Raw genomic sequence first — 11,743 nt, forward strand, 5'->3', positions numbered from 1 at the left:
AAATTTTAATAGAAAATTGTTGTTTCATGATTTTTGTTTCTATACAATAATCTATAATATTAGCGGAGGGATTTAATACTATGCCAAAATTAGCAAATGACTTATCACTTACAAAAAATACACGACTAAATTCTTTAGGACCTTCAAAAATCAGAGCTTTTGATGCAAAGGCCTCTCAAATTCCTGGAATTATTAAATTAACAATTGGTGAGCCAGATTTAAATACACCAGATCATGTTAAAGACGCAGCAATTGCTGATATTAAAGCAAATGATTCTCATTATGCCCCACAAGCCGGTAAACCAGAATTGCAAGACGCAATTAGCAAATATCTTAACCGTAGCCTTAATATAAAATATGATCCAGCAACAGAAATTTGTGTAACTGTTGGTGCTACAGGTGCCTTAAATGATGTATTCATGTCAATCTTAAATCCGGGAGATAAAATTTTAGTCCCTACTCCTGTTTGGGCACTTTACTTCCAATTGATTAAATTAACTGGTGCTATCCCAGTTCAAATGGATACCTCAAAAGATGGCTTTATTCTCACTCCCGAACACCTTGAAAAAGTTTTACAAAATGAAGGAAAAGGTGCTAAAGCAATTATTTTAACTGATCCATCAAACCCTACTGGGCGAGTATATCCAGAAGAAACTTTAAAGGCACTGGCAGAAATTATTACTAAATATCATTTATTTTCTGTAACTGACGAAATTTATGGAGAATTAGTTTATGACAATAATGTCCATCATTCTCTATCACAATATATTCCCGAAAGAAACATTTTAATTTCCGGCCTGTCAAAAGCCTACGCAATGACGGGATGGAGATTAGGATATATCGCTGCTCCCGCAGATATTATGAAAACAATTCAAAAAGTTAATGCCTTTTTAGTCACTTCAGTTACCGATAATGTACAAGCAGCAGCAATTGAAGCGTTAAACAACGGTCAAGCTGACCCGCTTGAATCTAGAAAAATTTACGAGGATCGACTCAAATTCATGAAAGCCGGATTAGAAAAATTAGGCTTTGAAATGTCTACCCCACAAGGAGCTTTCTATATTTTTGCTAAAATTCCAGATGCTTTTGGTACTGATGATGAAGCATTTGCAAATGAATTAGCTACCAAGGCAAAAGTTGGTGTAACTCCTGGTCGCTACTTCGGTCAAGGTGGCCAAGGCTACGTAAGAATGTCATACGCTTCTTCAACTGAGCAATTAAAAGAAGCATTAAAGAGAATCGCTGAATTTGTTAAGAATATTTAGAATTACACAAAATAACGCACTGATAGGCTTAAATTAGGCTTATGAGTGCGTTTTTATTATGCTCTTTCAATACTCAACTATATTCCAATACCCACCTTTTGAACTACCATCTAGTGGAGCAGGATTAGTCTTCGAATACAAATAATCTTCTCCACTATCATCGATTATTCTATAAAAAGGTCCTTTTTTATCAACTACATATACCTTGCCATTTGTTAAACCTAACCCACTATAAAAACTTTCACCAGCATATCTAACTTTCATTTTTTATACCTACTAAATTCTTACTTTAGCCTAAAAGCTGATATATTTGTCTATCAGGAGTCCTCCACACTCGTAGAGAACACACTAAAAGATCCTTGATTTATCAGACATCATTAATTCAAATAATAGCATTTTTAATTAATTTTGATCAATCAGCAATAAAACAAAAAGATCCAACATCAAAAAATGATGCTGGTCCTCTCTTCTACTCAATCTTATCGCTATTCTTCAACCGTTCTATCCTCTTATCTAGCGGTGGATGATCAGAAAATAGTCGATCAATCCAATTACCTGGATGTGGTAAGTTAAAGTATAAATGCTCTAAAGCTAAATCTTGTGAACTAATTTCTGGTGTTGATTCACTTTCTTCCTTTTTTTCAAGCTTAGATAAAGCTGAAATCAATCCACTTGGTTCACGTGTTAAATCAACCGAACCTATATCGGCCAAATATTCTCTTTGACGCGAAACTAGTAAAAACAATAACTTAGCTAATGGAATACCAATAATAGAAATAATCCCACCAACTATAATTAAAAACATAGCAAAGAATTTAATAATCAATCCTAGCCATCCTTTACTCTCACTAGTCAATACACCCCAGCTAAATAATACAATTCCAATCCCAGTGATGGTAATTAAACTAGTCAAAGCACTCGCAAGAACTGTAATGCGTGTATCATAATTTCTAATATGAGAAAGTTCATGTCCGATAACGCCTTGCACTTCTTTCTTATTCATCATGCTCAACAGCCCTTGCGTAAGAGCTAAACTTGCATGTTCAGGATCGCGTCCCGTTGCAAAAGCATTCGGATCTAGATCAGGAGTAATGTAAATTTTAGGAACCGGTAAGCCTCCTGCTAGACAGAGCTCTTCAACAAGCTCGTATATTTCAGGTTCGCTTTCTTTAGTAATCTCAACCGCATTCGTAACTTTCATTAAATGCTGCGTGGCATCAAAATATACGTGTGCAATATAGATCAAACCAATGATAAAAAATCCAATCCCAACATATCTTGTAAAAATCATTCCAAGAAAAATACTTAATACAAGTAATAAAGCAGTATACAATCCCAAAATGATCCATGTATTCCGCTTATTTTGTTCTATTTGTTTATATAGCATTTCCTACTCCAACTATTATGCTAAAAATCGATGAGTTTAATTACCTAAAACCTTAATAAAGGTTTCTAATAAAATTGCAACAGCAATTAATGCATAATAACGATTCATTTTTTCTTTATGCGTCATTTTGCCTACCTTATTCTAATTTGCCAAGTAAACTTTGATTATCAACTCCAAGTTTTTACCATCCCAATGGAAGTTTTTTACTCGACCAAATAAAAGATTACCAGAGTCAATCAAACGACTAAAAATTAAATTATGTTCACGTGGAATATAACCTAATTTTAGTCCAGCCGGCGTAGCTACAGAAATCGCATTTTTATCGTATTTATTATCAGCTTCACGTATTAATAGAACGGGATCATTCTCTTTTAGACGAGGAACTACCTTATCTTCAAGATGTAAATAATCAGAACCACGCACTTCACAACCATATAAAAATGTGCTGTGACTTTCTCCTGATTGTTTATAATAGATTTTTTTCAAATCAGTAACCTGATTTTCTAACTTATCAATTCTATCCATTAAATCTGTGATTAAAACATCATCATTTCTATAAATACTCATTGTCTGGTCGACCTCCTCTTTTATATAAAAATCATATCGATTAAATACTTTCTAATCCTATGCTTACTATAAATTTTTTAAATCATTTATTCAACAGAATCATGAATTTTATCTTTGGGTGAAATATCTTTAAATCTTTCTAATTAAAATAGTTGTATTGTAATAATACTGGGAGATGAATGAGATAAACATACCGCGCCCTGAGGAAAAGATCCGCGATGATCCTTTGCTTATCTAATTTCATGTAATCCATAAAATTAAATGGAAATTGAATAGTAATCTAGTTTCATTAAAATTACTTTTACCTTGTCAGGTACTTGTAATTTAATCACACCAAATTCTGTCTTTAAATGAAGAACTCAACATTAAGACAGCAATTTGATCTACATTGTCACCTAATTTTACTCCACCTCGAGCTTGAATTTTGTAATCTAATCCAGCCCTCTTTGCTGCTTTTCTCATGTTAGTAGCCATTAAATTTGATGATGCAATATCATTCTTAGTTGTTTTTAAATTCTCCATTAATATTATTTCTCTTGACACTTATATGGTATTAAACAGCACTTACATTTAAAATACACTTTTTCACTAAAGAGGTGAAAAACGATTCGGAATATAATAAAAAGGCCCATTGAAAAACAATGGACCAGTAGTGTAATTACGACTAATTAACGTAACTCACCACAAATTAAACTTTATTGATCTAACAACCATCTAAAACAAAAAAATAATTGGAGGACCAGAAAAATGAGTTAAGTAATGTGGGGATTGCATAAAATTCTCCAAAAAAAACCTTCGTTCTTCAGGACGTACCTGCGCAAAAAGCGAAACGAAGGGATTGACTTTTCAAAACAATCATACCAAATATGCTACTTATTGTCTAGCTTTTAATGCATATCGCCCCAACACAAAAAAGACCAAGCCTACGCTTGATCCTTTTATTCGGTATTATTCAATTAGTCTATTTCTTCAATTCGTCGAAGAAACCGTCATCTTTTAAGATATCTAAGTAACGGCTAATAGCATCGGTCCAAGTTGGAAGTGGCTTGAAGCCATTTTCTTCTAACTTACTCTTGTCTAAACGAGAGTTAAATGGACGAACTGCCTTAGATAAGCCATATTCTTCAGTAGTTACAGGAGTAACTTTTGTCTTGTAGCCAGCTTGACGATAAATTTCTTTAGTGAAATCGTACCAAGAAATGTAACCAGTCTTAGTACCATTTTCGTCGTAGCCACTTTCAGTTGCTGGTAGTTCTGCATTAGTTGCGTGGTAGTAGCCATACTTATCAGTCTCAATCATGTCTACCAAAAGACGTGCTAAGTCAAAAGTATAAGTTGGGGTACCAATTTGATCACTAACAACTTTAACTTCATCGTGATTTGAACCAACCTTAAGCATAGTCTTGATAAAGTTTGAGCCATTTACACCAAATACCCAAGCAATTCTAACAATGAAGTACTTATCTAAAGTGTTTGAAACAGCTTCTTCTCCGCCAAGCTTGGTTTGACCATAAACATTCAAAGGCTTATAACCCTTAAAGTCTGGTTCCCAAGGAGTAGTTCCTTGACCATCAAAGACATAGTCAGTTGACAAGTAAACCATTGGTGCATCTAGTTTCTTAGCAACATTAGCAATATTCTGAGTTCCGTCAACGTTAACCTTGCGAACAGCTGCAACCTTGTCGTCATCTTCGGCCATATCAACTGCAGTCCAAGCAGCACAGTGAACAATAACATCAGGATTAACTTCAGAAATAACCCTGTCTACAGCTTCTGCATCAGTAATATCTAAAGAAACATAAGGTGCCTTGGTAACGCTGCTTCCGTCAGCAACACCAGCATATTCAGGTGCTAAATCAGAACCTACGCCTTCATAACCACGCTTAGCAAGTTCATTCATTACGTCATGACCAAGTTGACCATTAACGCCAGTTACAAAAACTTTCATTCATTTACCTCACTAATTAAAACTTAAAAGTATCCTTTAAGCCCTTCCATTCTTGATCACGTTCAGCCATGTTGAGCTTGGTACCATCATCAAGAGTATAACCAGAAGCATCTGGACTACCTGGGTAATCACCCTTAAGGTGTGGCCATTCAATACCAATTTCAGGATCGTTCCAAGCCATACCACCTTCATCGTTTGGGTGCCAGAAGTCATTAACTTTGTAACAAAATTCTGCTACATCACTTAAAACAAGAAAACCATGAGCAAAACCTTGTGGGATTAAGAATTGTTTTTTATTTTCTGCAGTTAATTCAACACCGTACCACTTGCCATAGGTCTTAGATTCACTACGAAGATCAACAGCAACATCAAATACGCTACCACGAACTGCACGAACTAATTTAATTTGTGGGTACTTCTTTTGGAAGTGTAAACCGCGAAGCACACCCTTAGTTGAACTTGATTGGTTGTCTTGAACAAAGTTAATGCTAAAGCCGGCATCCATCATGTCTCTTTGGTTAAAAGTTTCCATGAAGTAGCCACGATCGTCTCCATGAACAGTTGGTGTAATAACTGCTAAACCTTCAATACCACCAACATTTTTTTCAACTTTAATTTGTCCCATTTTTTAAAAGCTTCTTTCTTTAATTAAAAATATTAATAACGAACTTTACCTTCAGCAACTGACTTTAAGTGCTTGCCGTACGGACTCTTGCCATAGTGCTTTGCTGCTTCAAGAAGTTGATCTTTATCAATCCAGCCGTGTACATAGGCAATTTCTTCAGGAGCAGATACTGAAACTCCTTGACGCTCTTCAATCATTTTTACGTAGTTTGAAGCGTCAACTAAACTTTGCATTGTACCAGTGTCAAGCCATGCATAACCACGACCTAAAAGCTGTACTCTTAAGTTATCATCTTGTAAGTACATATCGTTTAAGCTAGTAATTTCTACTTCGCCACGTGCACTTGGCTTAACTTGAGCAGCCTTTTCACTTACTCCAGCTGGGTAGAAGTAAAGACCAGTAACAGCGTAATTACTCTTTGGATGTTCTGGCTTTTCTTCAATAGAAACTGCTTTTCCATTTTCATCAAAGTCAACTACACCAAAACGTTCAGGGTCATTTACATAGTAACCAAATACTGTCGCCTTACCCTTTTGTGCATCTTCGGCAGCATTCTTAAGTAAATCAGTAAAACCGTTACCGTAGAAAATGTTGTCACCTAAGACCATGGCACAAGGTTCACCATTAATGAAATCTTCCCCCAAAGTAAATGCTTGTGCCAAGCCATCTGGAGTTGGTTGCACCTTGTAAGAAAGGTTAATTCCAAATTGTGAACCATCACCTAATAACTCCTTAAAACGTGGAGTATCAGCCGGAGTAGAAATTACTAAGATATCTTTAATACCAGCTAACATTAAAGTAGATAATGGGTAATAAATCATTGGCTTATCGTAAACTGGCAATAATTGCTTACTAGTTACTAGAGTCAATGGATATAAACGAGTACCTGAACCGCCTGCTAAAATAATTCCCTTCATGCTGAATTAGTCCTTATCTAAAACTTGCTTCTTGCCGTACATTTCGTCGTAGTAGTTTTGGTAATCACCAGAAATGATGTTTTCCCACCATTCTTTGTTGTCAAGGTACCATTGAATAGTCTTCTTGATACCATCTTTAAACATAGTTTCTGGAAGCCAACCTAATTCATTGTGGATCTTTTCAGGATCAATTGCGTAGCGACGGTCATGTCCCTTACGGTCAGTAACGTGTTCAATTAATGAGTAAGGCTTGTCTAAGTAGTCACAGATAAGCTTAACAATATCAATGTTGTGCATTTCGTTGTGTCCACCAATGTTGTAGACTTCGCCTGGAGTACCTTTTTCTAAGATAAGATCAATTGCTTTGCAGTGATCTTCAACGTATAACCAGTCACGAACGTTCTTGCCATCACCATAAACTGGTAATTTTTCATTATTTAAGGCTCTTTGAATCATCAAAGGAATCAATTTTTCAGGGAATTGATATGGACCATAGTTGTTAGAACAACGTGAAATAGTCACTGGCAAGTGGAAAGTTCTACCATATGCACCAACCAATAAGTCTGCACTAGCTTTACTTGATGAGTATGGGCTTGAAGTGTGAAGTGGAGTATCTTCGTGGAAGAAAAGATCTGGACGGTCTAATGGTAAGTCACCGTATACTTCGTCAGTTGATACTTGGTGGAAACGCTTGATACCGTACTTGCGGCAAGCATCCATCAAAACAGAAGTACCAATAATGTTAGTTTCCAAGAAAATTTCTGGATTTTCGATAGAACGGTCAACGTGACTTTCAGCAGCAAAGTTAACTACTACATCGGGCTTTTCTTCTTCAAATAACTTGTAAACACCTTCACGGTCACGAATATCTAATTTAACAAACTTGAAGTTAGGGTTATCCATGACATCCTTCAAAGTAGACAGGTTACCTGCGTAAGTTAAACTATCTAAACAGATAATTTCATAGTCAGGATGCTTCTTTAACATGTAAAAAATAAAGTTTGAACCGATAAAACCGGCACCACCAGTAACAATAACTTTCATATTATTCCTCCAAATATTTTTGAGTTCATATGAAGTATATAACATTACGTTACGTCACCTTCAAGCTTAAAAATAAAAAAACTATGTTTTTTTACAAATAAAGTATCCAACATCTTTAGTAATGTGAAATCCTCCACTTACTTTTTCGTCAACATAGTTTTTAAATTCATTGTAATGGTCTAGCAAAATTGCATTCTGATTACCATGACAGGATAAAATGTAAGAAATTACAGGTGTAGATTCAGATAGCTCAATTGCATCTTGATATTTATGACAAGAAATGTCAGTAAAGTCTTTACTTAAAATTTCTGCACCATTATCAAGACCAAAACGATCATATAAATTGGTAGAAGATAAAACTATTTCAGGATTGAATTCTTGAACTAAATCAGTGATTTCATGCATATGACGCTTTGAATAAGTTGCACAGGCAAAAGATGCCCCCTTCTTCATTACCCTGCGAACTTCTTTTAAAGTCTTGGGAATGTCATCACAATAAAAAAGCATATGATTAGCAATCACTAAGTCAAAAGTATTATCAGCAAAAGGAATCTTTTGAGCATCAAAAACTGCATATTGAAATTCAGAGTTATCGCCAATTTCATTCTTAGCATCGGCTAAGATTCCCTCTGAAATATCAGATAAAACTATCGTTAAACCTTTTGGCAATTTATCTAAATTCTGAGACCATAAGGCACCATTGCCAGCGCCCAATTCAAGAATCTTCATCCCTGGCTTTAAGTCAAGCTGCTTAAACAGCCAATGAAACCATCCCTCTTTATTGAGAGAATAATCTCGGTGTAGCCTAATTCGAGCAGAAATATTTGAAGCATTCTGATATTGCGTACTTAATGATTGATTCATTGAAGTTAAGTGAATTAGATCTAGCATCTTACTCCAGTCAACTTCTTGACCAGCCTTCAAGGTGCTACTCGTAGAATCAATAGCAGTTGCTACATTTTGCATTTCTTTAAGTCGTTCTTCTACTAGTCTTTTTTGAATCTGCAGTGAGTCAAGCAACAGCTGTCTATCTCCTGAACCCAAAGTCATCTCTCGAATATCGCTTAGAGAAAATCCTAGGTATTTTAATAGAAGAATTTGTTGCAGCTTTGCAAAATCTGCATCAGTATACCGTCGAGCACCACTTGCAGTATGCGTGGATGGTTTTAATAAATTTTTTTGGTCATAATAGCGAATTGTACGAATCGACACATGTGCCTTTTTCGCAAATTCACCACTTGTGTAGTATTTTTGCATTTTTAATCCCACTGCTGTTTTAATCTAGGTTGAGTCAACCATTCATTTGGAAATTTTAATAAATTTAGTATTTCTTGTATATCTATAGAGTTCAAGTGTTTTTTTAGCAAATTTAGTCTTTTTCGAATAGTATTACTCAGAATTTTAAATTCAGTCGGACTTAAAAAACATTGCATACTTACAAAGACTGAGTATGCATACCTTCTACTATTATTATCTTTAATATTATACTTTAAATGTAAAGCGCTAAAATATCTTGAATCTGCCTTACACCTAAAATCTAGTAAACGATTATTATGCGCACAAACATTTCTTAATTCATGAATATTCTCAATAAATGAAATCATAATTTCTGGTGTAAAATGTTCGTTTAAATCTCCTATATTCTCATGAATAAAAGTCATTAGATCTTTACAAATTTTATTTTGAATACTCCTCTTAGAATTTTTAATCATCGCACATAATTTTCCGAAATCTAGAAATTCAACCATAATCCAAATAGGTACATCATTATATTTTTTAACATAATGATGAATCGGATTATTAGACTTATCTTTATAAAAATTAATTATTCGCGACAAATCACTAATTAATCTTCCGACGGAAAGTATTTTATTTGAATCATAGGAATTAATATCTAAATACGCATATCTTTTATTCTTAAATTTTTCTGCAAATCGATACGCAAAAATAGACTTTAGGTGATGTTCTACATTCGAGATAGAATTAAAAAAAGCTTGTTTTAATTGTTTATCACAAAAATATAAGCTACGAACTTCATCAAAAGTTGTCCCTTTAATAAATAAATCAGTATTATTTTGAAAATACTTTCCATACCCATTAATAATATTATAGTAATTATTAGTAAGAAGATATCTTTTAGCTAAGTCCAAGTCTTTAAAAACTAAACCACGATTTTTCAAAACCTCAATTTGTTCATCAATATTTTTAAATTCTTTCATACAAAAAAAACACCTCTATTAATAAAATAGAGGTGTTTTTCCGCAACGGCCTCACTTAGAGTCCACCGCCACTTTTTTACTCTCTATTCTACAATTTTTCTAATTATTGTCAATCATCAGATACGTATTCATTCTTAACTAATTCAAATTATATCGAATATGCGTTCGAAGAACAATAGATTAAATATTTAGATATATAGTAGATTAAAAATAATTTTTTATCTTTTATTTCTAAATTCCCCTGTATACAAAAAAGGATATGCCATAAAACATACCCCCCAATTTTATGATCGCATAATAATGGCTCTATAATAAATCCTGTTGATGGATATCTATGATATTCTATCGACAGGATTTTTTATTGCATAAATAAAGAGGCCATAAGCCTCACTGCATTAAATCTTCTGATTCCACTCTAAAGAATAAAGGTGATTGCTTATGTCCTCTAACAATGGTTGTATTAAATTTCATCTTAATATTGAAGACCCTAATATTGTTTTTCCTGATTATTTTAAAAAATATATTAACGGCAAATATCATAACGTTTATCAAGCCGAGCTTATTCAGCCTTCTTGTCCTTTTTGCCATTCAACTAATCTTAAACATAATGGACACTATACTTCTAATGTGCGCATTATTACTGCTGATGTTAGCAAGCCGATTACTATCAAACTTAAAAAGAACGTGTTCTTTGCAATGATTGCCTTAAAAGGTCTATGACTCAATCTAACCTTGTTAATAAATATTGCCATATCTCTAACGCATCTAAACGTAAAGCATTAGCTGCTCTTACAGAAGATCGCTCTATGACTAGCATTGCTCGAGAGCATGACTTAGTAGTTAATACGGTTCAAAGAGTCTTAGAATCTTGTTCTTCTAAGTTTTATGATGATTTAGATCGTCTTCCTGAGCATTTAGCTTTCGATGAGTTTAAAGGTGTGAGCAAAAAGCTCCACTTTATCTGCTTAGATGGCGATTCTCACCAAGTAGTCCAAATTCTTAGAACGCGTTTTAAGCCTGAAATCTTGCGTTACTTTTATAAGTTTTCTCCTAATGCTCGCGCTAGGGTCAAGACTGTCACTATGGACCTTAACTGCTATTATCCAATAGTAGCTCAAGAGCTCTTTCCAAACGCTCAGATTGTTATTGATCGTTTCCACATGGTTCAAATGCTCACTAGATCTTTCAATAGCTTACGAGTTCAGACTATGAAGCATTTTAAGAAGCAAAGCCGTGAATATAAACTATTAAAATCTACTTGGAGGCTTTATCTCATGAAATATGACAAACTTAATAAGATGACGCCTTACTACGAGGTTATGCAGGACTTTATGGCTGCTATCAAAAACAAAGATAAAAAGCAGATTATTCGCTTGCTTCACTCAAAACAAGCTGTAGGCAAGCAAATGCATCAAACATTATTAACTTTTAAATACAATTATACTGGCATTCTAAACAGTATCTCCTCCCGCTACTCCAACGGCTGTCTTGAAGGTGTCAATCGCAAGATTAAGCAAATTGAACGTACCACTTATGGCTACAGCAATTTTAGACATTTATTAATTAGAATCAGGCTAGAAGAAAATATCATCAAAGAAAAAGAACCAAACAGCTTTTTCAAGTTATCTGATTCTTTTTCAAAAACTATCCATCAACAGAATTTGATTAATAGTCCGTATTTCTACTGAGCTTAATCACAAACCCAACTACTTATCAATTATAGCGATCTATAAAATATCATCGAAAGACATTAAATTATCCAATTTATTAT

Annotated in this window: 11 protein-coding genes and 1 pseudogene; 2 read left to right on the top strand and 10 right to left on the bottom strand. The window is 34.2% G+C overall.

Going from position 1 to position 11,743, the window contains the following annotated elements:
• Positions 1-80 precede the first annotated feature (80 nt).
• The gene (locus tag LGAS_RS05540) at positions 81-1,265 is read left to right on the top strand and encodes an aminotransferase class I/II-fold pyridoxal phosphate-dependent enzyme (protein ID WP_003647174.1); all 1,185 of its coding nucleotides are present in this window, start codon (positions 81-83) and stop codon (positions 1,263-1,265) included.
• A gap of 66 nt (positions 1,266-1,331) precedes the next feature.
• Here LGAS_RS05540 and LGAS_RS05545 read toward each other — a convergent pair whose 3' ends face one another.
• The 10 genes from LGAS_RS05545 to LGAS_RS05590 form a co-directional block, all read right to left on the bottom strand.
• Positions 1,332-1,529, bottom strand: a complete 198-nt coding sequence (locus LGAS_RS05545; RefSeq protein ID WP_003647173.1) for a hypothetical protein — start codon at positions 1,527-1,529, stop codon at positions 1,332-1,334.
• 205 nt (positions 1,530-1,734) lie between these two features.
• The gene (locus LGAS_RS05550; RefSeq protein ID WP_003647172.1) at positions 1,735-2,652 is read right to left on the bottom strand and encodes a M48 family metalloprotease; all 918 of its coding nucleotides are present in this window, start codon (positions 2,650-2,652) and stop codon (positions 1,735-1,737) included.
• Between the two features lie 141 nt (positions 2,653-2,793).
• Positions 2,794-3,219 (bottom strand): HIRAN domain-containing protein, encoded by a 426-nt coding sequence (locus LGAS_RS05555; protein ID WP_003647171.1) that lies wholly within the window; start codon positions 3,217-3,219, stop codon positions 2,794-2,796.
• Positions 3,220-3,543: 324 nt separating this feature from the next.
• Complete coding sequence (locus tag LGAS_RS05560) at positions 3,544-3,741, bottom strand: PTS sugar transporter subunit IIB (RefSeq protein ID WP_003651702.1); 198 nt, start codon at positions 3,739-3,741, stop codon at positions 3,544-3,546.
• Positions 3,742-4,180: 439 nt separating this feature from the next.
• Complete coding sequence (gene rfbD / locus LGAS_RS05565) at positions 4,181-5,167, bottom strand: dTDP-4-dehydrorhamnose reductase (RefSeq protein ID WP_003647169.1); 987 nt, start codon at positions 5,165-5,167, stop codon at positions 4,181-4,183.
• A gap of 16 nt (positions 5,168-5,183) precedes the next feature.
• On the bottom strand, positions 5,184-5,792 hold the full coding sequence (gene rfbC / locus LGAS_RS05570) for a dTDP-4-dehydrorhamnose 3,5-epimerase (protein ID WP_003647168.1): 609 nt from the start codon (positions 5,790-5,792) through the stop codon (positions 5,184-5,186).
• A 32-nt stretch (positions 5,793-5,824) separates the two neighbouring features.
• A complete protein-coding gene (gene rfbA, locus LGAS_RS05575) occupies positions 5,825-6,709 on the bottom strand; it encodes a glucose-1-phosphate thymidylyltransferase RfbA (RefSeq protein WP_003647167.1) in 885 nt (294 codons plus the stop codon).
• 6 nt (positions 6,710-6,715) lie between these two features.
• The gene (gene rfbB, locus LGAS_RS05580) at positions 6,716-7,753 is read right to left on the bottom strand and encodes a dTDP-glucose 4,6-dehydratase (protein ID WP_003647166.1); all 1,038 of its coding nucleotides are present in this window, start codon (positions 7,751-7,753) and stop codon (positions 6,716-6,718) included.
• An 81-nt stretch (positions 7,754-7,834) separates the two neighbouring features.
• Positions 7,835-9,010, bottom strand: coding sequence for a MerR family transcriptional regulator (locus LGAS_RS05585; RefSeq protein ID WP_003657170.1), 1,176 nt, complete (start codon positions 9,008-9,010; stop codon positions 7,835-7,837).
• Between the two features lie 2 nt (positions 9,011-9,012).
• A complete protein-coding gene (locus tag LGAS_RS05590) occupies positions 9,013-9,972 on the bottom strand; it encodes an Abi family protein (RefSeq protein ID WP_011678908.1) in 960 nt (319 codons plus the stop codon).
• A gap of 438 nt (positions 9,973-10,410) precedes the next feature.
• Here LGAS_RS05590 and LGAS_RS05600 point away from each other — a divergent pair.
• A pseudogene (locus LGAS_RS05600) lies at positions 10,411-11,660 on the top strand (ISL3 family transposase).
• Positions 11,661-11,743: the final 83 nt, after the last annotated feature.

Origin of the sequence: Lactobacillus gasseri ATCC 33323 = JCM 1131, from assembly GCF_000014425.1 — a bacterium.
Classification (GTDB): Bacteria; Bacillota; Bacilli; order Lactobacillales; family Lactobacillaceae; genus Lactobacillus; species Lactobacillus gasseri.

Excerpts from the sequence above, each read along its gene's own strand:
- LGAS_RS05540 (WP_003647174.1), top strand. The coding sequence starts at position 81 with ATGCCAAAATTAGCAAATGACTTATCACTTACAAAAAATACACGACTA.
- LGAS_RS05545 (WP_003647173.1), bottom strand. The coding sequence starts at position 1,529 with ATGAAAGTTAGATATGCTGGTGAAAGTTTTTATAGTGGGTTAGGTTTA.
- LGAS_RS05550 (WP_003647172.1), bottom strand. The coding sequence starts at position 2,652 with ATGCTATATAAACAAATAGAACAAAATAAGCGGAATACATGGATCATT.
- LGAS_RS05555 (WP_003647171.1), bottom strand. The coding sequence starts at position 3,219 with ATGAGTATTTATAGAAATGATGATGTTTTAATCACAGATTTAATGGAT.
- LGAS_RS05560 (WP_003651702.1), bottom strand. The coding sequence starts at position 3,741 with ATGGAGAATTTAAAAACAACTAAGAATGATATTGCATCATCAAATTTA.
- rfbD (WP_003647169.1), bottom strand. The coding sequence starts at position 5,167 with ATGAAAGTTTTTGTAACTGGCGTTAATGGTCAACTTGGTCATGACGTA.
- rfbC (WP_003647168.1), bottom strand. The coding sequence starts at position 5,792 with ATGGGACAAATTAAAGTTGAAAAAAATGTTGGTGGTATTGAAGGTTTA.
- rfbA (WP_003647167.1), bottom strand. The coding sequence starts at position 6,709 with ATGAAGGGAATTATTTTAGCAGGCGGTTCAGGTACTCGTTTATATCCA.
- rfbB (WP_003647166.1), bottom strand. The coding sequence starts at position 7,753 with ATGAAAGTTATTGTTACTGGTGGTGCCGGTTTTATCGGTTCAAACTTT.
- LGAS_RS05585 (WP_003657170.1), bottom strand. The coding sequence starts at position 9,010 with ATGCAAAAATACTACACAAGTGGTGAATTTGCGAAAAAGGCACATGTG.
- LGAS_RS05590 (WP_011678908.1), bottom strand. The coding sequence starts at position 9,972 with ATGAAAGAATTTAAAAATATTGATGAACAAATTGAGGTTTTGAAAAAT.